This window comes from Cupriavidus sp. U2 (genome assembly GCF_009663685.2).
Taxonomy (GTDB): Bacteria; Pseudomonadota; Gammaproteobacteria; order Burkholderiales; family Burkholderiaceae; genus Cupriavidus; species Cupriavidus necator_C.
The window spans coordinates 12,350-34,014 of the sequence record NZ_RCOG02000028.1 but is presented as its reverse complement, the minus strand read 5'-3'; the positions used below and the strand labels follow the sequence as shown (position 1 = coordinate 34,014).

General features: G+C 57.8%; 19 protein-coding genes and 3 pseudogenes. 9 read left to right on the top strand and 13 right to left on the bottom strand.

The features are described 5' to 3' along the window. Nucleotides 1-6 precede the first annotated feature (6 nt). From D9X30_RS22720 to D9X30_RS22695, 6 genes and pseudogenes are all read right to left on the bottom strand, one after another. The gene (locus D9X30_RS22720) at nucleotides 7-897 is read right to left on the bottom strand and encodes an NAD(P)-dependent oxidoreductase (protein ID WP_283780871.1); all 891 of its coding nucleotides are present in this window, start codon (nucleotides 895-897) and stop codon (nucleotides 7-9) included. Then, nucleotides 894-2,324, bottom strand: a complete 1,431-nt coding sequence (locus D9X30_RS22715; RefSeq protein ID WP_153949590.1) for an NAD-dependent succinate-semialdehyde dehydrogenase — start codon at nucleotides 2,322-2,324, stop codon at nucleotides 894-896. The genes D9X30_RS22720 and D9X30_RS22715 overlap by 4 nt, the downstream gene beginning before the upstream one ends. 1 nt (nucleotide 2,325) lies before the next feature. Further along, the gene (locus D9X30_RS22710; RefSeq protein WP_153949619.1) at nucleotides 2,326-3,261 is read right to left on the bottom strand and encodes a tripartite tricarboxylate transporter substrate binding protein; all 936 of its coding nucleotides are present in this window, start codon (nucleotides 3,259-3,261) and stop codon (nucleotides 2,326-2,328) included. Nucleotides 3,262-3,344: 83 nt separating this feature from the next. Further along, nucleotides 3,345-3,655 (bottom strand): annotated as a pseudogene (locus D9X30_RS22705) (N-acyl homoserine lactonase family protein); the annotation flags it as partial. A gap of 26 nt (nucleotides 3,656-3,681) precedes the next feature. Next, entirely contained in the window at nucleotides 3,682-4,572 is an 891-nt protein-coding gene (locus D9X30_RS22700) for an NAD(P)-dependent oxidoreductase (RefSeq protein WP_249641057.1), read from the bottom strand. A 10-nt stretch (nucleotides 4,573-4,582) separates the two neighbouring features. Further along, a pseudogene (locus D9X30_RS22695) lies at nucleotides 4,583-5,017 on the bottom strand (alpha/beta fold hydrolase); the annotation flags it as partial. Between the two features lie 377 nt (nucleotides 5,018-5,394). On the opposite strand from D9X30_RS22695, the gene D9X30_RS22690 reads away from it, so the two are divergent. Next, entirely contained in the window at nucleotides 5,395-6,549 is a 1,155-nt protein-coding gene (locus D9X30_RS22690) for an acyl-CoA dehydrogenase family protein (RefSeq protein WP_153949591.1), read from the top strand. A 368-nt stretch (nucleotides 6,550-6,917) separates the two neighbouring features. Beyond that, nucleotides 6,918-7,103 carry a gamma-glutamylcyclotransferase gene (locus tag D9X30_RS22685; RefSeq protein ID WP_153949592.1) on the top strand — a complete coding sequence of 62 codons (186 nt, stop codon included), beginning with the start codon at nucleotides 6,918-6,920 and terminating at the stop codon, nucleotides 7,101-7,103. Between the two features lie 60 nt (nucleotides 7,104-7,163). Here the strand turns inward: D9X30_RS22685 and D9X30_RS22680 are convergent, their stop codons facing one another. Next, on the bottom strand, nucleotides 7,164-7,643 hold the full coding sequence (locus D9X30_RS22680; RefSeq protein ID WP_153949593.1) for an Lrp/AsnC family transcriptional regulator: 480 nt from the start codon (nucleotides 7,641-7,643) through the stop codon (nucleotides 7,164-7,166). A gap of 129 nt (nucleotides 7,644-7,772) precedes the next feature. On the opposite strand from D9X30_RS22680, the gene D9X30_RS22675 reads away from it, so the two are divergent. The 5 genes and pseudogenes from D9X30_RS22675 to D9X30_RS22655 all read left to right on the top strand — a co-directional run. Beyond that, complete coding sequence (locus D9X30_RS22675; protein WP_153949594.1) at nucleotides 7,773-8,813, top strand: histone deacetylase family protein; 1,041 nt, start codon at nucleotides 7,773-7,775, stop codon at nucleotides 8,811-8,813. A gap of 85 nt (nucleotides 8,814-8,898) precedes the next feature. Beyond that, nucleotides 8,899-10,302 carry an amino acid permease gene (locus tag D9X30_RS22670; protein WP_153949595.1) on the top strand — a complete coding sequence of 468 codons (1,404 nt, stop codon included), beginning with the start codon at nucleotides 8,899-8,901 and terminating at the stop codon, nucleotides 10,300-10,302. A 67-nt stretch (nucleotides 10,303-10,369) separates the two neighbouring features. Then, entirely contained in the window at nucleotides 10,370-11,434 is a 1,065-nt protein-coding gene (gene ocd / locus D9X30_RS22665) for an ornithine cyclodeaminase (RefSeq protein ID WP_153949596.1), read from the top strand. A 137-nt stretch (nucleotides 11,435-11,571) separates the two neighbouring features. Then, nucleotides 11,572-11,775 (top strand): hypothetical protein, encoded by a 204-nt coding sequence (locus tag D9X30_RS22660; protein ID WP_153949621.1) that lies wholly within the window; start codon nucleotides 11,572-11,574, stop codon nucleotides 11,773-11,775. Nucleotides 11,776-11,934: 159 nt separating this feature from the next. Next, nucleotides 11,935-12,081, top strand: a pseudogene (locus D9X30_RS22655) (transposase domain-containing protein); the annotation flags it as partial. A 295-nt stretch (nucleotides 12,082-12,376) separates the two neighbouring features. On the opposite strand, the gene D9X30_RS22650 reads toward D9X30_RS22655, so the two are convergent. The 6 genes from D9X30_RS22650 to D9X30_RS22625 form a co-directional block, all read right to left on the bottom strand. Further along, nucleotides 12,377-13,180, bottom strand: coding sequence for an IclR family transcriptional regulator (locus D9X30_RS22650; protein ID WP_153949622.1), 804 nt, complete (start codon nucleotides 13,178-13,180; stop codon nucleotides 12,377-12,379). A 4-nt stretch (nucleotides 13,181-13,184) separates the two neighbouring features. Beyond that, entirely contained in the window at nucleotides 13,185-14,000 is an 816-nt protein-coding gene (locus D9X30_RS22645; protein WP_153949597.1) for an IclR family transcriptional regulator, read from the bottom strand. A gap of 211 nt (nucleotides 14,001-14,211) precedes the next feature. Continuing rightward, complete coding sequence (locus D9X30_RS22640) at nucleotides 14,212-16,230, bottom strand: acetyl/propionyl/methylcrotonyl-CoA carboxylase subunit alpha (protein ID WP_153949598.1); 2,019 nt, start codon at nucleotides 16,228-16,230, stop codon at nucleotides 14,212-14,214. A 1-nt stretch (nucleotide 16,231) separates the two neighbouring features. After that, nucleotides 16,232-17,836, bottom strand: coding sequence for a carboxyl transferase domain-containing protein (locus D9X30_RS22635; protein WP_153949599.1), 1,605 nt, complete (start codon nucleotides 17,834-17,836; stop codon nucleotides 16,232-16,234). Between the two features lie 4 nt (nucleotides 17,837-17,840). After that, a complete protein-coding gene (locus D9X30_RS22630) occupies nucleotides 17,841-18,152 on the bottom strand; it encodes an AtuA-related protein (RefSeq protein ID WP_153949600.1) in 312 nt (103 codons plus the stop codon). Between the two features lie 27 nt (nucleotides 18,153-18,179). Continuing rightward, entirely contained in the window at nucleotides 18,180-19,556 is a 1,377-nt protein-coding gene (locus tag D9X30_RS22625; protein WP_153949601.1) for an acyclic terpene utilization AtuA family protein, read from the bottom strand. A gap of 326 nt (nucleotides 19,557-19,882) precedes the next feature. On the opposite strand from D9X30_RS22625, the gene D9X30_RS22620 reads away from it, so the two are divergent. Beyond that, entirely contained in the window at nucleotides 19,883-21,103 is a 1,221-nt protein-coding gene (locus D9X30_RS22620) for a CaiB/BaiF CoA transferase family protein (RefSeq protein ID WP_153949602.1), read from the top strand. A 42-nt stretch (nucleotides 21,104-21,145) separates the two neighbouring features. Next, nucleotides 21,146-21,649, top strand: coding sequence for an FAS1-like dehydratase domain-containing protein (locus D9X30_RS22615; protein WP_153949603.1), 504 nt, complete (start codon nucleotides 21,146-21,148; stop codon nucleotides 21,647-21,649). Nucleotides 21,650-21,665 lie beyond the last annotated feature (16 nt).

The window sequence follows — 21,665 nt, the reverse complement described above, 5'->3', positions numbered from 1 at the left end:
CTCTGCTCACCCACGCCGGATCAGTCGATAGACCACCGGGTAGTGGTTCTGGGCATAGCCACTGGAAGTGGCCCGGTCCAGCAGCGCGGCGGTCGCCTCAGCCACGGCAGGCCGAATCTCGGACGCATGCGCCAGGCTCAGCGCCAGGCGCATGTCCTTCAGCGCATAGGCCGCCGGGAACATCTTCTCGGGAAACTCGTCGCGCGCGAGGAATTTCTCGCCCGTCAGCCGCAAGGCGAAGGAATCAGCCGAGCCGAGCTTCAGCACGTTGGCAAGCATGGTCTTGTCCACGTCCGCCGCTTCCGCAATGGCCATGGCTTCGGCCAACGCATTGACCGTGGAGAGCAGGACCATGTTGTTCATGATCTTGACCACCTGCCCCGCGCCCACCTCGCCGCAGCGCACGACGTCCGAGCCCATGCATCGCAGCCACGGCAACACCAACTCGAACAGGTCAGCCGGACCGCCCACGGTGATCAGCAGCGTGCCGTTGTTGGCGGCTTCGCGGCTGCGGGCCACCGGCGCGTCCAGGAACCGCACGCCGTGGCGGGACAGCCGTTCGGCAAGCGCCCGCGTGCGCGCGACGTCGCTGGTGCTCATATCGACGACCGTGCGGATCAAACCGCCTTCCACGATCAGCGGTTCCGCACCGAAGCAAACCTCCTCAACCTGATCGATCGAAGGCAGCGACAGGAACACGGTGTCGGCGGCTTGTCGCAGCCGTGCAATGGTCGAGGCCACGGCACCGGCCGCCGCGAGCCGCGCGACGTTCTCCGCGTTGATGTCGGCCACGTGCACGGTGGCGCCGGACTTCTGCACCAGGTTCCGGCACATGCCCTCGCCCATCACGCCAACCCCGACGAATCCCAATACGGCAGATGTAGTGCCCGCGCTCACGATGCCACCCCCTGCCTAACGCACTTGATCCGCAGAAACTCCTGGATGCCCTCGATACCGCCTTCGGAGCCGAGGCCGCTATCCTTGTGCCCGCCAAACGGCGTTTCCGGCAGGGATGCCTGCCACTCGTTAATGCAGACCACGCCGCTGTCGATCTCGTGCGCCAGCCGGTGGGAACGCTGCAGGCTGTTGGTATAGGCGTACGCGGCCAGCCCGAACGGCAGCCGGTTTGCCTCCGCAATAGCGTCGTCCAGTTGGTCGAAGGCGCTGATCAGGGCAATCGGGCCGAACGGCTCGATCGTCGCCGCATCGCTGTCGATCGAGGGCTGGAGGATGACCGTTGGCTTGTAGAAAAAGCCCTCGGTGCCGATGCGCTCGCCACCCGTCGCCACCACCAGACCCCGTCCGCGCGCATCCTGCACCAGCCGATCGATCGATTCCAGGCGGCGTGCGTTCTTCAGCGGGCCCATCTGCGTGGCGCCATCGAACGGGTCCCCCACCTTCAGCGCCTCGGCCGCACGCACGAACTTCTCGCAGAACTCCTGGAAGATCGGGGCTTGCACAAGGAAGCGCGTGGGCGAGGTGCAGACCTGACCACTGTTCCGATACTTGGTGGCAACGGCCATGCGCACCACGCGGTCGACATCAACGTCATCGCAGACCACCACCGGCGCATGTCCGCCAAGCTCCAGCGTGGCGCGCTTCATGGTCTCAGCGGCCTTGGCGCCAATGACCTTGCCCACCGAGGTGGCGCCGGTGAACGTCACCATGGCAATGCGGGGCGATGTGCAGAGGATGTCCGCGATCTCGGCCGGATCGCCGAACACCATGTTGACCACGCCATCAGGAATGCCGGCATCCTGTACCACGCGCGCAATCTGCAGTGCCACCCCGGCGGTTTCCTCGGACGGCTTGATGACGATGGTGCAGCCCGCCGCGAGCGCGCCGCTGATCTTGCGCGACGGCGTGATCGCCGGGGCGTTCCACCCTGCGAAGGCAGCTACCGGGCCCGCCGGTTCCCACACAACCGTCTGGGTGACACCTTCCGAGCGCGCCGGAATCGTGCGCCCGTAGATGCGGCGCGTCTCCTCGCTGGCCCATTCGAACATCTCGGCGGCGGTCACCACCTCCTTCTGCGCTTCGCCATACGGCTTGCCGAGCTCCAGCGCGATCTGCTCGGCGATCGCATTGCCACGCTCGCGCATGAGCATGGCCGCGCGGCGCAGCAACGCTGAGCGTTCCATGGCCGATGTCTTGCGCCACGTCCGGAAGGCTTCGTTGGCGGTGGTAATCGCCTCTTCCACGTCTTGCCGGGAAGCGTGGGCATAGTCGCCCAGCGACTGCCCGTTGGCGGGATTGATGACGGAATGGCGCGCCTGCGCGGTGCCGTCGCGGAATTCGCCGGCGATGAACTGGGAATACTTCATATCAGTCTACCTTGATGTTGGAAGCCTTGATGACCGATGCCCAACGCTCGGTCTGCGACTTGATGTGGTTCGTGAACTGTTGCGGTGTGCCGGTCATCGGGAACTGATCGAGACTCGCCAGACGCTCGACCACATCCTTGCGCCCCATGATCTCGTTGACCGCGGCGTTGAGCTTGGCGACGACAGGTTGCGGCAGGCCTGCCGGGGCCATGATGCCATTCCAGGGCTCGGCGGCAAAGCCCTTGAAGCGATCACCGAGCGTTGGCACACCCTCGCCACCCAGACCCTGCCTTGCGCTGGCCGAGGCTAGAATGCGCAGTTTCCCGGCCTTCACCTGCGGCATGGCGACCGCCCCCGCCAGGAACGCGAAATCGATACGTCCGGCCACGAGGTCTGTCACGGCAGCGGAGTCGCCCTTGTACGGCACATGTACCGCGTTGATGCCGGCATCGCGCTTGAACCACTCACCGGCCAGATGATTGACCGCACCGCTGCCGGCCGATCCGTAGCTCAACTGGGACGACGGCTTGCGTCCCTGCACGAGCAGCGCGTCCAGCGAGGCCATCTGCGACGTCGCCGGCACCACGAGGAAGTAGGGGTAGCTGGCCACCAGGCTGATCGGGGTGAAATCGCGGAGCGAGTCGTAGGGCGTCTTCTGCAGGAGCGGAATGATCGACAGCGTGCTGCTGCTGCCGAACATCAGCGTATAGCCATCGGGCGCGGCGCGCTTGACCAGTGCCGCGGCGACGCCACCCGATGCGCCCACGCGGTTGTCCACCAGAAAGCTCTGCTTGAACTTCTCGGTGAGCCGCTCCGCCAAGATGCGGGCGACGACATCGGTCGGCCCGCCCGCGCTGAAACCGACGACGATGGTGACCGGCTTCGACGGCCAGTCTTCCGATGCCATGGCCGGTGCGGCCCAGCCGGCGGCGATCATCGCCCCCAGCGCCAGGGTCCGCGAAAGGAACGTGCGTCTCTTGCTGGAAATCACGTGCTGTCTCCTCAGTATGAAATGGAATGTCAGGCGATGCGGAAGGCCAAGCCCTCGCCGCCTTCATCACCTTGGGCGGACGGGTAGCGGACGCAGACTTCCGGGTCATGGCCTGGGACGATGTGTTGCGCGCTGTCCACCAGCGCGAGGATTCGCTCATAGCCTTCGAGCATGTCCTTCAGGCTGTGGATCGCAGGAATCGAGTTACGGAGGGCCAGGTTCTCGTAGTAGTGCAAGGCATCCGATGCCAGCACCACCCAGCCGTCGGCGGTACGCACCCGTACCACCTGGAGGCCGTCGGTATTCCAACAACCCGGTGCAGCTCGATGCCATCGTGCAATGCATGGAAGCATGATCTGGATGGTGTTACAGACGGATCGGGTCGAGACCGTTCGACTCGGCCCAGTAGTCGGTCATGCTGGAGGTATCCTGCCCGTCCTTGCCGGCGTGCCGCGCAAGCTGGAACATGCTGCGGGCGAGATTGCCCATGGGCAACGAGATGCCGGCGGACTGGGCCGCCTGGCATGCGAGCGTCAGGTCCTTGAAGCCGAGAGCGATATCGAAACCCGGCGTCAGGTCGTCGCCCAGCACCTTGACCGGCCATTTCTCCTTGAGCTGACCATTCGAGGCCGTGGTGCCGGTCAGCACGTCAAAGGTCTTGCGCGTGTCCAGGCCCAACGCACTGGCCAGTACCAGGGCTTCGGAGTTGAGCTGGCAGTAGCACAGCACCATGAGGTTGTTGATCAGCTTCATGCGCGTGCCGGCACCCGGCGCACCGCAGTGCAGCACCGTCGTGCCCATCTTGAGCAGCACCGGCTCGAGCTCGGCCCGATCGGCATCCTCGGCACCGAGCATGAACAACGACTCGCCACGGTCCGCATGCGAGGCTAGGCGGCCGACCGGCGCATCGGCAAAGCGCACGCCCTTCTCACTCGCGGCAACGCGCAGCGCGTCGACCGTATCGGTATCGATGGTGCTGAGTTCGACGAGGAAAGCGCCCTTGCGCAGCCCCGCGAGCACACCGATTTCCCCGAGGATCACCTCGCGCGCCTGCTTTGGCCCGGGCAGCATCGTGAACACGATGTCGACGCCGGCCGACAATGCCCGCGCGTCGGTTGCCCGCGATGCACCTTGCGCCACCAGTTTTTCCATGGGCGCTGCCTGGATATCCAGCACGGTCAGGTCCACGCCATTGCGCAGCAAATGGGAAGCCAGGGCAAAGCCCATGCGGCCAAGTCCGATAAATCCGACTTTCACGTTGTTGTCCTCAAAGAGTTTGAATGCGTTGCAGCACGGGGAGCAGATGATTCATGAAGGACTGTGGCTCTTCGCTCATCGGGAGGTGCCCAAGCCCGAGCATGATCGCCAGCTCGGCGCCTGGAATCAGCCGCGCCAGTTCCTGGCTATCCTCGGGGGTGCAGGAGTAGTCGTACTCGCCGGTGAGCAGATACAGCGGGGACTTGGCGGTGTCGATCTTCTGGACCTTGCCGCGCAGGTCGCCTTCGACCTTGTAGAAGCACAGGTCGCCTTTGAAGATGCCCGGTCCGTCTTGCATGTAGCGCCGCAGGGTCTCCCAACGGTCGCGGCTGTCTGCGCCGGGGCCAATCAGCCCGGAGACGATGCCGGCGCAGACCTCGCCACCATGCACGTCGGGGCGATGCAGCCAGTCCTGCTCGTAGTAGGGATCGACGTGTGCGCCAGCCAGCCGCTGGCGCACATGGATTGCGGATTGGTATCGTTCATTAGTGTTGCCTCCTGTCTTGTATTCTCCGCAGGCCGCAAAAATGAAACAACCAACAATTTGTCCTGAAGGGATGACCTTTGCTCATATCTGCAACGCACAAAATCCAAGCCTGGCAGGCTCCGGCGCGATGAAAGCAGCGTGTCGGTCGCAGTCATCGACCGGGCGGAAGACGTTGAGTGGTGGCGTGCGTCATGCCCGCCTTGCAGGGAACTCCTCAGATGAGACGCTGGTATGAGTATTTGTTCGGGTTGCCGACGGAACGGGAAGTTCTCAGGCGCCAGGCCAGCGGGCACCATTCCGATGTCACACATCCCGTACAGACGTCAGGAACACACATGGATTTCAAACTCAGCGAGGAACATCAGGCATTTGCGGACTCGGTTGCCCGCTTTGCGCAGGACAAGCTCAAGGACGGCGCGCTGGCCCGCGCGCATTCGCCCCACTACCCGTGGGAAACAGCCGCGCTGCTCGCCGAGCAGGGCCTTCTGGGCATTGCCTTCTCCGAAGAAGACGGCGGCCAGGGCGGCACGCTGATGCATGCGGTGCTGGCGATCGAGCAGATTGCACTGATTTGCCCCCGGAGCGCCGACATCGTCCAGGCCGGCAACTTCGGCCCGATCCGCACGTTCGTGGAGTACGCATCGCCTGAGCAGAAGGCACGCTTCCTGCCGGACCTGCTCGCCGGCCGCAAGGTGGTGTCGCTGGGCATGAGCGAGCCCGATGCCGGGTCCGCCGTGACCGAGCTGAAAACCAGCGCGCGGCTCGATGGCGGCAGCTACGTCATCAATGGCAGCAAGGTCTTCTCGACGCACAGCCCGGATGCGGAACTGTTCCTGATCTATGTGCGCTTCGGTCCGGGTGTCGGTGGCATCGGCTCGGTGCTGGTCGAGCGTGGCACGCCCGGCTTCCAGGTTGGCGAGCCGTCGTCGTTCATGAACGGCGAGCAGTGGTCGCAGCTCTACTTCGACGATTGCCGCATCCCGGTGGAAAACGTGCTGCTCGGACCGGGCGGCTTCAAGAAGCAGATCTCGGGCTTCAACGTGGAGCGGCTCGGCAATTCCTCGCGCGCGCTGGCGTTGGGACGCCATGCATTCAACGTGGCCCGGGACCATGCCATGACGCGCAAGCAGTTTGGCCGCGAACTCTGCGAGTTCCAGGGCATTCAGTGGAAGTTCGCGGACATGGCCATGAAGCTGGAGCAAGCGCAGATGATGCTGTATCGCGCCGCGCTCGAGGGCGAGCACGGACTGCCGAGCGCGCAGAGTACCGCCATGGCCAAGCTCGCCTGCAACATGGCCGGCTGGGAAGTCTCCAATGAAGCCCTGCAGGTCATGGGCGGCATGGGCTTCAGCCAGGAATCGCTGGTGGAGTACTGCGTGCGCCGGACGCGCGGCTGGATGATTGCCGGCGGCTCGATCGAAATCCTGAAGAACCGCATCGCCGAGGGCGTTTTCGGTCGGACGTTCTCACAGCGCGCTAACAACGGTTAACCTTTGCGTGGGACATGCGGGGGCACGCACATGCGGCCTCCGTCGGGCCCACCACCTTGGCTAGAAAGCCCCGCGTCGAAGAAACCTTCCAGTGGCCTTGGGAATGGACCTATGCCGGCGGGCTCGACGACAAGTCTGTCGCCAAAGGACTCGGTTCGCAGCAACCTCACCGGCTGCCGGTCGCGAACGGACTGCCCCGCCACAGCCGTCAAGCATCGAAACATGGACCCAAACTCGCACTTGTTCGGAGAAGACCAGCCTGTACTGCCGGGTCGGCGGTCTCTTGCGTCCTCGTTGGGGAATCTAGCACGCGACCGCAACAATGCGCGGCACTTCGCACCGTTCTTTGAGGGGCAACTAGTCAGCGGTTGTATGAATCGGATACGTCAGTGACGACGGTTGCCCGCCTTGCGGCAAAGGCCGCAGGGGTATTCGGCACCAATGCGGAATACATCGACAACCTGTTCACTGCCTTGCAGGAACGAAACATGGCTGACGAGTACTTAGCACAGGTTGTCCAGCATCTAGCCGAATATTCTGAGTCACGAATGTGATCTGCAGAATCGTAGCCATCAGGGCAGGCTTCGGCCTGTCTGGCCCGTTACCTTACCTCCCTAAACCGGAACCCTCGTCTCAGCCTTAATCTCGCGCAATGCGAGGCTGGACTGGATGGTCGCCAGTCCTGGTTGCCTTCGTAGCACGTTCTCCACGAACCTACCGTAGCTCTCCAAGTCGGCGGCCAATATCGTCAGAACATAGTCTGCCGATCCTGTGACCTTGTGGCAGGAAAGGACTTCAGGAAGAGCAAGTATCGTCTTCTCGAAATTGTCCGGGTCGTCGCCAGCGTGAACCCCAAAGCCAATCTGGGCAAATGCAAGCACCCCGAAGCCGAGTTTCCTTCTATCGAGGTTTGCTTGGTAGTCCCGGATTACGCCCAGATCTTCGAGCCGCTTCCTGCGACGCCAGCATGGCGTAACCGTCAGCGACAGCCGCTCAGCCAATGCCGAGCTGGAAAGTGTGCCGTCCGCTTGAAGTAGCCGCAGGAGTGCTCGGTCCATCTCATCGAGTTCACTTCCCTCTGGAATTTTGCTCATGATATAGCGATTTCATGCTTTATTTTCTGAAGACTGCCACCTTCAGCGCGAAATAGCAAAGCTTTTTCAGGGCTCCTACGCGAAGATTACTCGCCAGTACATCAACAAGTAAAACCGAGGAGCGCCCGTATGTTGACCGTTTTCAGCCCAAACCACAGCCTTCACCATGGGACTGAGCTTAAGGATGGCGCCGTCACACCTTCCTTCGAAAATCCGCAGCGCGCTGAGATGGTTCTATCTCGGGTGCGGGCGACCCAACTCGGTGAGATCGTGTCGGAAAGGGAATTCGACCGGGGGTGCTACGTAGCAGCACATAGCGAGAGATATGTGCGCTTCCTCGAAAATGCCTGGAGTGAATGGGAAGTCACTGGCCGCCAGCACGACGCGCTTCCGTTAGTCTGGCCCGTCGGTGATTTGGCGAAGTCTCAGGAGCCAGGCTTTATCGACGGCAAGCTCGGCTATTACTCAATGGACGCTGGCGCTCCCATCACTGCCGGTACGTGGGAAGCTGTACGCAGTAGCGCCAATGTGGCACTCACCGCAATTGAGGTCATTCTCGCAGGGGCACATGGCGCCTTTGCCCTGTGCCGACCTCCCGGTCACCACGCTGCTCGGGAATATATGGGCGGCTACTGTTACCTGAACAATGCTGCCATCGCAGCCCAACATTGCATTAACCAAGGCGCCTCTCGTGTAGCGATTCTCGATGTCGACTTCCATCACGGAAATGGCACGCAGGACATCTTCTACGACCAGGCGGATGTCTTCTTCGCGTCAATCCATGGCGACCCGCGAATGTGCTATCCGTATTTTTCGGGCAATCAGGACGAAACTGGTAAGGGCGCCGGCCTTGGCTTCACCGCAAACTACCCACTCGCCAAAGGCACTGCATGGGAAACCTACCGCGATGCGCTCAAGACTGCCCTCGCTCGCATCGTGGAACACAAGCCGGACCAACTGATCGTGTCCCTAGGCGTGGATACCTTCAAGGACGATCCCATCAGTCATTTTCTGCTGACCAGCGATGACTTTCTGAGTATGGGCGCCCTCATTGCCAAAGCAGGTATCCCGACCCTCTTCGTGATGGAAGGCGGCTACATGGTTGACGACATCGGAGTGAACGCTGTCAACACCTTGATCGGCTTCGAGAACGCCGCCCAACCCCGCTAGCAGTCCCCAAAAGGCGCCTATCCCAACCTCTCTCCCGCAGAGAGGCGGACGGTCGCCTGTCGCACACATAACTAGAGGAAAACTCATGGAGACAACAACAACCACCCGTGTCGGATCAGACGTCGCCTTGGACGATGAAACGGACGGGAACCTCAGGCGTTCCCTAGACAATCGCCACATTCAGCTCATCTCAATTGGCGGTGCAATTGGGACCGGCTTATTCATGGGGTCAGGAAAGATCATCTCGTTGTCGGGTACGTCTATCGTTCTGGTCTACGGAATCATCGGTTTCTTTCTGTTTTTCGTGATGCGGGCGATGGGCGAACTCCTGCTATCCGACCTTCGGTTCCGAACATTCGCCGATATCGTTTCGGCGTACCTGGGCCCCCGTGCGGGCTTTGTCTTGAGCTGGTCGTACTGGCTTAGCTGGAGCGTTGCCGTTATTGGTGATGTCGTCGTCGTCGCGGGCTTCTTTCAGTTCTGGTATCCAGACGTTCCCGCGTGGATGCCTGCCTTTGCCGCGATGGCCTTCCTCCTAGCGCTGAACACGTTGGCTGTCCGGATTTTCGGCGAAGTGGAATTCTGGTTTGCCATCATCAAGATCGTTGCCATTCTTGTCCTAATTGCCGTCGCACTCTTCATGATCGGTACGGCATACACCTCGCCCAACGGGGTAGTTGCCTCGTTCAGCCACATGGCCGAGCGCGAGGCAATCCTTCCACACGGTATCAGTGGGTTCTTCGCCGGATTTCAGATTGCGGTGTTCTCATTTGCCGGTACGGAGCTTATTGGGACAACTGCAGCAGAGGCAAAGGAACCTCAAAAGACTCTACCAAGAGCGATCAATACCATACCGTTCCGTATCCTGCTGTTCTACATCCTGGCGCTCGTTTGCATCATCAGCGTGTCCTCCTGGGGTCACGTTCCTTCGAATCGCAGTCCGTTCGTAGAGCTCTTCACTTTGGCTGGGCTGCCCGCTGCGGCAAGCATTATCAATTTTGTGGTCCTCACGTCCGCCGCCTCATCTGCGAACAGCGGCGTGTATTCCGGTAGTCGAATGCTATTCGGCTTGGCCGTACGCAAACACGCTCCAAAGGCATTTCGACGCCTTTCAGACAAAGGGGTTCCGCTCGTTAGCCTGGCGTTCTCAGGGATATGCATGCTGGTCGGATTGACCCTGCTCTTTGTCATCCCGGAAATCATGACTGTGTTCACCATGATTTCCACGGTCTCCGCGATTCTAGTGATCTTCACGTGGTCGATGATTCTTGCTGCCTACATTTCCTACACACTGAAGAACCCCATAGCACATGCAACGTCCAGGTTCAGGATGCCGGGGGGATCCCTCATGGCAGGAATCACGCTGCTTTTCTTGCTCTTCGTTCTAGGGCTTCTCGCGCTAAAACCCGACACACGCATTGCACTGTTCGTAATGCCCTTCTGGTTCATCTTCCTGCTGATGATGTATCGGCGAAAGCGATTGATGTAAAGCAAGCGAGACAATTCCTTTGAGCAAACGCATCGACCGTAATTAAATCTAACGACAGGAGATAAATATGACTCGTTTTGTTGATGTCCCAACAATGTCCAATCTCGTCCAAGAGATTGGAGTTCCTCAGTTCATTGGCGAACTTGCCAATACAATCAGGGACGACTTCGTCAACTGGTCCGAGTTCGAGATGTCGGCACGTGTGGCGAACCACTCTGAAATCGGTGTCATCGAACTAATGCCCGTTTCGAACGCAAGACGCTACGCATTCAAATATGTCAATGGACACCCGAAGAATACGCAGCGCGGGATGTACACCGTCATGGCGTTCGGCGTACTAGCCGAAGTTGATACCGGCTATCCCGTCCTGCTGTCTGAACTCACAATTGCAACCGCGCTTCGCACAAGCGCGACGTCGCTGATGGCCGCACGGGCGCTTGCTCGTCCAAACTCTAAACGTATGGCCCTCATTGGCAATGGCGCACAGAGTGAGTTCCAAGCGCTGGCATTCCACCATCACCTTGGCATTGAAGAAATCGCCGTGTTCGACGTCGATCCTGCCGCGACGGATAAGCTGATTGCCAATCTATCCGCTTTTCCGTCGATTCGCATTGTGCGAGCCAAGAGCACAGCCGACGCCGTCCGTGGCTCCGATATCGTTACTACTGTGACCGCTGACAAGGCATACGCCACAATCATTACACCGGACATGATTGAGCCGGGCATGCATCTCAACGCCGTAGGCGGCGACTGCCCCGGCAAAACTGAACTACACGCAGATGTCCTTCGTACGGGTCGAGTGTTCGTGGAGTATGAGCCGCAAACCCGCATCGAAGGCGACATCCAACAGATGCCTGCAGGCTTCCCGGTAGTCGACCTGTGGCGAGTATTGGCAGATACCCTGCCAGGACGGGAACATGACCAGCAAGTAACCATATTCGACTCCGTTGGCTTCGCTCTGGAAGACTATTCGACCCTAAGGTACATCAACGACCAAGCAGAGAAGCGGAATCTGGGCGCCGGCGTAGAGTTGGTCCCCTGGGGCGAGCAAGATGATGACAACGACCCGAAGGACTTGTTCCGCTACACGAGGCAGTCTAAAGCCAAGCGTTCGATCCGCCGTGCTGCATGAATAGCGCAGCCTCTGAAAGAGCTATATCCCTAAGGGATTGAAGTGCCGTACCGAAGGGAGATGCCCTCGCTTCGGTACGGTTCTTACCAAGCTATCGCCTAGCAGTCGCCCCACCATCAAAATGGTTCCGCAATCGACTGCCTCAGGAGGCGACGACCGGCCCGTATGCTGGTCTGCTCGCCTACTCCGACGACCCGCACGCATCGATTGACTTAAATCATGACTCACAATCGGCCATCTTTGATGGTACGCAGACAAGCGTCAGCAGCCAGCGCCTCCATCCGCAGGTAAGCGTGTCCAGAAGGCCGTCTGGTCACATGGAGATTGCGCAGGCATTCTGATTCCCACTAGATCTAGTGGGAATCAAAAATGGAAACACATGGACGCGGGCGGCTACCAGGTTCGAAGAACTACTCCAGGGAGTTTCGGGAGATGGTTGCCTCCGAGGGCAAACCATCCAGAGCGCTCAATCTCGGAAGTGGCCAAGGAACATGGGCTAAAGCTTGGTCGGAACGGCCAAACTCAATAACGTCGATCCCGAAGCCTATCTACGCTTCGTCCTGGAACGCATTGCCGACCATGCGATCAACAGAGTTGACGAGCTCATGCCATGGGTCGTTGCTGATCAGCTTCCTGCGCACACATAACCTCACCGGCCAACGTCAAGACGGCCCTGGCGCATCGCTTACCCTGGACAAGCTGCGTGCCGACCTCGTCAAACAGATCGCTGCTGGCAAGAAGGCAGTTCAGCAGTTCTCAAGTCCCGCGCCGAACTCAAGAAGCTGAAGGAGGCATCGCGCGCCGCAGAAAAAGACTGCCGCCAAACAGCCTGCCACAAAGCGTGTCACGGCAAAGCTAGCGACGCCGGTCAAGTCATCAAAACCGTAAAGCCGACTCCAGCTTCTGACACCAGCTAGTTTGGTCTTCCGAGTAATCAGGATGTCATCCTAGAGTTCCGTCCAGACTTCTGCCGATCTGGGCGCACACCCTCAAGAGTTGTGGCCCCACTACTTCGCGCAGATTCTGCTCAGAGTCGGCGGTGCCCACTGACATCGCAGCAACTACGAACTCCGAGGAGCCGCGGAGGTGAACTGGGGCTGCAATAGAATTTGATTCATGAGTGATCGGTGACGGAACGAAACACCATCCCTGCTCTTCAAGCTCCTGAAATGCCGCGTAGACACCAGGCATGAATCGGTAAACGCTTTCCTGGTTCGCTGCCTTTAACAATTCGATTAGCTCGGCTTGCTGAGCCGGCTTCTGTGCCCACAAATAGGCGCGACCAGAAGCCGATGGCGCGATAGGCAAACGGGCACCAGTACCTAATGTTGATTCCTCTTGGCCAGGTGGGGTGCAATGCTCCAGAACGAGCATGTGGAGCCGATCACGGGTCGACAAGTATAGCTGGACCCCCGCCACCTCAGTAAGTTGCCGCATTAATGGGGCCGCTACCCTCACAACCTCGAGCCCTCTTCGCGCCGCCCGGCCAAGAGCGAGACACGCGACGTGCGGCTCAAAAGCGTCCCGCTGACTGTCGAAGCGAAGAAAATTGGCTGATGTTAGCGTCGAAAGTAACTTCAGTGTAGTTGCCCGCGTCAGCCCTAACTTGGCCGCAATTTCGGATGCGCTTAGATGCTTGTGACGGCTATCGAAAAGACGCAGTACTTCCAGACCCCGCTGGAGTGAATCAACTTGCCCTTGATCCTGTGGACCTACAACGGCAAGCCCCTTAACGTCAGCATCCATCTTCCTACGACGCATACCGCAAATCCTCATGGGTCGATTGCAGGCTCAACTCGTGCTCCAACCTCATCTTCGCGGCTAACAAATCCGTCGCCACTTCATCTTCCAGCCTCTTCGTACTGTAGCTAGCAGCAGGAACCGCACATCCCAGGGAATAGGCGTACGGCTGTCCGGGCAAATCGATCGTTACCGCGGCACCCAAGATGCCCGCCTCAAGCGTACCGAGTACCGTACAAAAACCTCTCGACTGCATTTGAAAAATGGCATTTCCAATATCATCGCGCTCTGCTAGACAGGCGTCTGGATCTGCAGCAGCCAAAGCTGCTATCACTTGCTCGCGCTCGTCAGGCGGCATGACACCTAGCTGTGCTCGTCCAAGAGCCGACTGCCTCAGTCCCAGTCGAGATCCCGCCCGAACACGCAACGTGAAGAGCATCGTTCGACTGTGGCAGACTTCCTGACAAACCATACTGAGCCCATCACGAGAGGCCAGCACAATTGACGCCGAGTGGCGATCGGCGAGTTCTTGCATTAAAGGCTGAGCCACGATGCGAAGCTCTCGGTTTCCCGCTGCGAAATAGCCGAGGGCCAAAATTGAGGAAGCTAGACGATATTGAGCTTTCTCGGCCGAATAGTTCAAGTAGCCGGCCGAAGTCAGATTAGCAGTAAGTCGCGAGACCGTCGCTTTGGGGAGGCGCGTAGCAGCCGCTAGTTCAGCATTGGAACGCCAGCGGTTATCAGGTTCGAACGCTTGTAGAACAGCAAGTCCGCGCGCCAACACCCGAACGCCGGCTGCAGCATCAACTTCATCTTGGGATTGCATCTACGTAGCTCGGAATGGAATTTGGCGCCATTCTATCATGTCCGCTGCCTTTATTTCCTTTGATAACAACGACTTGTAAGATCTCCATCATCATCATTGGAGTAAAATACGATCGAAGTGCTCGATGGCTGGCATGCGCTCAGAGATCGAGTAATGCGTAGCATTGTCAACAATAACAACGCATTACTCCTTGCTACAGTTGGAACGCTAATCAGGGGCACACTTGAGTGCTCGGCTCGATCTCTACAAGCAAGTCCCCGGCCTTTACGGTGTCGCCCGCTGAGAACCGGACAGCTTTGACTAATCCCTCCACTTGAGCCAAGACGCTATTCTCCATTTTCATGGCTTCGACAATGGCAAGAACAGCTCCAACTTCAACGCGGTCGCCAGGTGTAACCAACACTGCCGCCACCATTCCTGGCATTGGAGCAACCGCCTTGCCGCCACCCCCGCCCTCATCCGCCACGCGACTGCGAAGTGCCTCAAAGCTTATGCGATCGCCTGCGACTTGAACCTCCACCCCCGACTGGAGTTCCGCAGCGAACCACCGCTGCCCGGAGACTTCGCCATGCTTGACCCCTCGAGCAATCATAATGGCGTCGACAAGATGATCCGAACCGTCGACGTTGACGCTCAAATGCATGAACGTCGGCTCTCGACTGTCGTACATGGCCTCGGCGTAGCGGACGCTGGATAGATTTGCGGACACCACACGATCGTTCAGCCAAAACCGAACAGCCCCAAGCGAACAATTGGCACCGAGCCACTTCCGGTCAAGCATACCGGCGAAATGCCCGCCGCTCCAAGGCCATGCCGCCCGTCTTGCTCGATCTGGAAGTACCGCTGCTGCCGCACTAGCCGCAGCTAAACGATAGTCTTGCGGCCGATTTAATGTGTCGGCGTGCTCGTCGAGGTAACGAGTATGCACGTCTTTGTTCTCTCTAACACCCGAGTCGCCGAGAATACGGTCCAAGAAACCAAGGTTTGTCGTCAGCCCGAGAAGGCAGGTCTCTCGAAGGGCTGAGCGCATCTCCACCATAGCGCTGCCCCGGTTCTCAGCGTGAACAACAAGCTTGGCGATCATTGGGTCGTAGTAGGGAGGCACTTCCCCACCAGATGCGATACCTGCCTCTACGCGAATGCTACGTGGCCAGCTAACGTAGGAAACCGTACCTGGCATGGGCTTAAACCCATCAGCGGGGTCCTCCGCATACACGCGGCATTCTATTGCGTGACCAACGGCATGGATCTGCTGCTGCTTCAAAGGCAGCGATTCGCCAGACGCCACCAGCAATTGCCATTCAACGAGATCTAGTGACGTAATCGCTTCAGTAACAGGATGCTCGACTTGCAGGCGTGTATTTACTTCAAGAAAATAAAATTCTTGATCCGGGCCGAGGATAAATTCAAAGGTACCCGCATTCAAATAACCGATGCTACGAGCTCCGCGCACCGCTGCATCCAGTAATCGCTCTCGCACGGCTTGTGGAAGTGTAGCTGCCGGCGCCTCCTCAACTACCTTTTGATGCCTGCGTTGGAGCGAGCATTCTCGCTCGTACAAGTGGACCACATTCCCGTTGGAGTCCCCGAACACTTGCACTTCGATATGGCGGGGCCGTTCGATGTAGCGTTCGACGATAAGCCGACCATCCCCAAAATTGTTCCGAGCGACGCGAATGGCAGCGGCAGCGGCTTGATGCATTCCGTCAAATGACGAAATCACTTGCATTCCTTTGCCCCCGCCACCGGCGCTCGGCTTAAGCAGTACGGGCAATCCCGTTGCCTGAATCATTGATGCAACTCGATCCGGGTCATCACTGGCTTCGTCGAAGCCCGGCACAGTCGGCACACCAGCGGCCGCCATGAGCGATTTAGCTCTCGCCTTGTCCCCTAGCTCAGCGATCGTGTCCGCGCGCGGTCCAATGAACTCCAGCCCCGCCTCACGAACGGCCGCTGCGAATTCTGCATTCTCGGACAAGAATCCGTACCCTGGGTGAATAGCATCGCAACCATTCTCCAAAGCAGCAGCAATTATCTTACTCCCTCTCAGGTAGCTCTCGGCGGCGGGGCCGTTGCCGAGACATACGGTAGCGACAGCTCCACGCAGGTGCAACGCATCAATGTCTGCCGTGGAATGTACTGCAACGAACTCCACGCCCAGACGCGTGCACGTACGCGCGATTCGGCAAGCAATCTCGCCTCGATTGGCAATTAGTATGCGTTTGAACATGTTACATCCTGAATACGCCGAAACGCGTTTGCTCTTTCGACGAGCCGTGGGCGAGAGAAAGTCCAAGAGTAAGCCATTGGCGCGTATCGACAGGGTCGATAACCGCGTCACACCACAGTCGACTGGCCGAATGAAGGGCCGTGCTATGCGCTGCATAGTGATCGCGAATTGGCTTCTTGAAGACCTCCACGTCTTCGCCCGAGAAACTCTGCCCCTTCCGAGCGAGCTGCTCTTCACGGACTAGCGCCAGTACAGTTGCAGCCTGCTCTCCACCCATTACAGATGTCCTAGCGTTGGGCCACATTGCCATCATGCGCGGGCCAAACGCACGGCCACACATCGCAAAAGCACCAGCACCATAGCTGCCGCCAACGATAACGCTAAACTTCGGCACCCGCGAGGTCGACACGGCGTTGACCATCTTGGCTCCATCCTTGGCGATTCCCCCCTGCTCGTACTCCGCACCAACCATGAACCCACTAATGTTGTGCAAGAAGACAAGGGGTATGTCACTTTGACTGCAGAGTTCAATGAAATTAGCGGCTTTCTGAGCGCTCTCGCTAAACAACACCCCATCATTGATCAGAACCCCGACGGGATACCCACCAATCGCTCCGGTGCCACAAATGAGCGTGGAACCATAGCGTTCACGATACATGTTCAGCTCACTCCCATCCATCAACCTTGCAAGGATCTCCCTAGCGGGGATAGGCTGCTTCGGATTGTCGGGAATCAAGCCGTACAGGTCTTCCGCCTCATATAGCGGGCCCCGAGGCGTAATTGGCGGCGGTGAGATGGTGCCCGGTCCCGGGCGTCCGACAATCTCACGAACAATCTCAAGAGCGTGGAGGTCATTCTGTGCAAAGTGGTCGGCAACGCCTGAAAGGCGTGTATGCACATCTGCCCCTCCTAGGGTCTGCGCATCGACAATCTCACCTGTGGCAGCCTGAACAAGCTGGGGGCCGCCGAGAAAGATAGTGCCATTTCCGTTTACGATGACTGTCTCATCGCACATTGCTGGAATATATGCGCCGCCAGCCGTGCAGGACCCCATCACGGCCGCAATCTGCTTCAGCCCCAATGAAGACATCTCGGCAATATTTCGAAAAATTTTTCCAAAATGATGCTCATCTGGGAATATTTCTTCTTGAAGTGGAAGAAATGCACCTCCGGAATCGACTAGATAAATCGACGGCAATCCATTTTCACGAGCTATTGCTTGTGCTCGGATCTGTTTCTTAATTGTTATCGGATAGTACGTGCCCCCTTTAACAGTTGCGTCATTCGCCATGACCATGCAGGGGCGGCCAGAGACGCTACCAATACCAGTGATTATTCCCGCAGATGGAGCTGCGCCATCGTACATACCATCTCCAGCGAGCTGCCCCACCTCTACGAAGGGAGTTCCCGGATCTAAAAGCGCATTAATCCGATCGCGAGGCATCAGCTTCTCGCGGGCTGCGTGTGCAGCTGCAGCTTTCTCTCCGCCGCCCAACACTGCTTTCTGCTGGGCTGCTTCGACAGCTTCACGCAACTTCTGATAGGACGCGTGGTTTCGCTCGAAGCCTGAATCGCCATGGCGCATTTCCGTATGGAAAATAGTCATAGTTTCAGCCTTCGACGGGAAGGCGCAGAAGCGCGTGACCCAGAGACTTGCCCGTTTGGTCAAGGCGCAGAGTTCGGGTGGCCCCCCCTCCTAGCGCGCCCCTCATCACGACGACTACTGCTTCAATGTTGTCCATTGGATAGCAATGGATGTCGCCGGTGACCCACTCTTTATACAGCGCACGAACTTTTTCGGGCGTTACACTCGCAAGCAGGCGAGGGTAGTTTTCAGGCGTCTTCGCAATAAGACCGGCTGTACATACGTCGCCTTTGTCACCCGACCGTACATAAGCGATATCTTTGATCTGAAGTGTCATTGCTGTGTGCTCCAAAAGTACTGTTGATCAGGCCACAAGGATTTCGGTGCGTTGACGCACGAACTCCGGCGGAATCAATGTGGGCCACAGCGCTACCACCGGCCGGGGCTTCATTGGCGTACCGAAGGATGTTCCCCCAGGCCCCATGATCCACAGATGGGTCCCAGCACGTCGGACTTTGTCCGCCTCTTCTTTGCTGCGAGTCCTGACAGAGCAACGAAGACCGACCTCATTGAGGTGGTTGGCGTCATTTGCGGAAGGTAGTGGAGCAGCAGGCCCGTGGAGCATATTGAGACCAACGAAGTCAAACTGAATCTGATCAGCCTTCAGGCCCATCCGCTCAAACCGCTCCAGCATCGTCTGTCGTGCCTTCTGAGCTCGGTCATAAGCGTTCGGCCAGGGGAAGAACGCCATGCATTCTCCAATCCAACCATCTTGGTAACCGATGACCAGCTTTAGAGAATCGGGCGCGCCCTTCCCTCTCACGGAATCCACGCGCACCCGATCGGCTTCGATCTGGCTTAGACGCAAAGAAGTAAAGTCTGCGACTGCGTCAGGCATTAGATAGTTGGCCGGATCTGCAATTTCGTAGACCAGATGCTCCTTCACCGTAAAGGTGTCCACCTTGCCACCACTGCCCGGAAGCTTGGTCACGACCGCACTTCCGTCCCGGTGAAACTCCATGATCGGAAATCCGACACCCCCCATGTTCGGCATCTCTGCGAATCGCGATGACATACCCCCGCTGCAGGCGCTCGCACATTCGACAATGTGACCAAGCGTGACAGCCGACGCAAAGCGGTCGGCATGAGCAGCATCTCGGGTCCAGCCGAACTCGTATGCGATCGGCCCCACATAGACTGCGTTGTCTGAGACACGTCCGGCAATCACAACGTCTGCACCGCCTTCCAAGCCCTGGACTATGCCCGTGCTATCGGTGTACACGTTTGCCGAAACAACGCGATCTCGAATGGCAGCGAAGTTGTCATCCCCTGTGTCCATATTCGTCAAGGGAATACCCTTCGCCACCAGGTCATCGAGTTGCCCGAGAAGATCGTCACCTTCCACGAGTGCGATACGTGCACCTTGCAGCCCACCGGCGCGAGCGCTTTCCACGATCCGCTGCGCTGCAGCCTTGGGATTCACGCCTCCTCCGTTAGAGATCAGACGCGTGCCGCGCTCCCTCGCCATGGGCAGCATTTCGGTCATGCATTGAACGGCATCCGGAATGTAGCCGGCCTGAGGGTCCTTAATCTTCTGGCGCTGAAGCAACGACATAGTCAATTCAGCCAGGAAGTCAAAGCACAGGTAATCCAACTCACCTCGCTCGAGGAGTTCCCTAGCAGGGTCCAAAGCGTCGCCCCAGAACCCAGATCCGGAACCCAACCTCACCACATCTTTCATATCAGCCTCCACAAAGCGTTACGCCGCATCAATTCCATTTCAACAACTATGGTTTCATTTTTGATTGTACATGTAGCCGTGTCAAGCCAATTCAATGGCAAAGACCACAATGTAACTTTATGATCACTTTATGCCTACAAAAAGGCTAGATTTGTTGCATTGCACTATGAAAATTAGGGATCTATCTGTCAAACGAAGACTTGACGCGAGCCTGCTTTCATCTTACATTTCGCTTCAATAGCTTGTGTTCCATTTTAATTAACGGCAGGCCATACAACCAGCAGCCGCAGCTGGAGTGCGCCCTGAGAAGTTGCTTAGGAAGTCTCATGTCAAATGCTCTCTCAAACCTCACGGTTCTCGACCTCTCTAGGATCTTGGCCGGTCCATGGGCCACACAGAATCTGGCTGACCTCGGCGCAGACGTCATTAAGGTAGAGAAGCCGGGTTCTGGAGATGACACGCGGCACATGGGCCCCCCGTTCTTCCATGATCAACGCACGGGAGAATCGGGAGATGCCGCGTACTTCATGTGCTGCAATCGCGGAAAGCGATCCGTTACGATTGATTTCACGACCGCAGAAGGTCAAGAACTGATGCGCCTACTGGTGGCGCGGGCCGATGTCCTGGTAGAAAACTACAAGGTTGGGACACTCGCGAAATATGGTTTGGACTTTGAGTCGCTGCGCAAGATTAACCCTCGACTTGTATATTGTTCCGTCACGGGATTTGGTCAGTTTGGCCCCTATAAGGATCGAGCCGGATACGACTATCTTATTCAAGGGATGGGCGGGCTCATGAGCGTAACCGGCGAAAAGGATGAGCTACCTGGCGGAGGCCCTCAAAGAGTCGGCGTAGCGGTGGCGGACCTTCTTACTGGAATGTATGCGACTGTCGCAATTCTTGCGGCACTAAGAAAACGTGACTCAGAAGGCGTTGGCCAGCACATCGACATTAGTTTGCTCGATTGTCAAGTTGGCACACTTGCAAACCAAGGCCTGAACTACCTCGCCACTGGCACCGCTCCAGTACGTATGGGTTCCGGGCACCCTAATATTGCGCCATATCAAGTTTATCCCGCCCTAGATGGACACATCATTCTGGCCGTCGGAAACGATGTTCAATTCCGACGGCTATGCGAAGCAATTGGAGAGCCGCACCGGGCATTTGAGTCTCAGTTTTCCACGATTCGCGCACGAGTCGAAAATCGAGTCGCGCTAAATGAATGGCTTACCGCGATTACTGTAATGCGGACGGTTTCAGAATGGGTCACTCTGCTAGAGCAAGCAGGAGTTCCATGCGGTCCGATCAATTCAATAGATAGAGTATTCGAAGACCCTCACGTCATTGCCAGAGGGATGCAGCTCGAGTTTCCACATCCCAAATATGGGCCCGTGCCTTCGATAAGAAATCCTATTGTGATGGATGGTCAATCGCTGCCGCCGACGAGTAGTCCTCCCGTACTGGGTCAGCACACTCAAGAGGTTTTGCGTTCGATCGGCGTAGAAGAACTCCATATTCATTCCCTTGCACAGAATGGAATTATCTAGTCTCAATATATTTTTCTTTCATCCGTACAAATTGGAGATCTCATGAACAAAGCCACCACTCAAAAAGACAAGAATGGAATCGACATTGTCGGAACCGGATTTCATTGGGACGATGTCGAAGTTGGTTACAAGTTTCGCACACTAGGCCGAACTATTACCGACACTGACATCACTCTATTTGCTGGGATCACCGGCATGGTCGAAGAAATGTTTACAAATCTCGAGTACGTTCGCGAGGTTTCAGTGATTGGGTCACGCCCCGCACCGGGATCGCTTGTGTTTTGCCTCGCCGAAGGACTACTAATGCAAAGCACAATGCAGCGCACAGGAATGGCATTCTTAGAAGCAGATCTAAAAATTTGTCGCCCGACTACGGCTGGTGACACGATTCACGTCGAATGCGAAGTTATTGAAACGCGCAGCACCAGCAAGCCAGGGCGTGGTCTCATGCGCACCGCCAATAAGGTAATGAACCAACGTGGCGAGTTGGTGGCAACATATTCACCATTGCGGATGGTCAAGAGCCGTCCAATTTCGATCTCGTGAAAATTTATAAATTAAA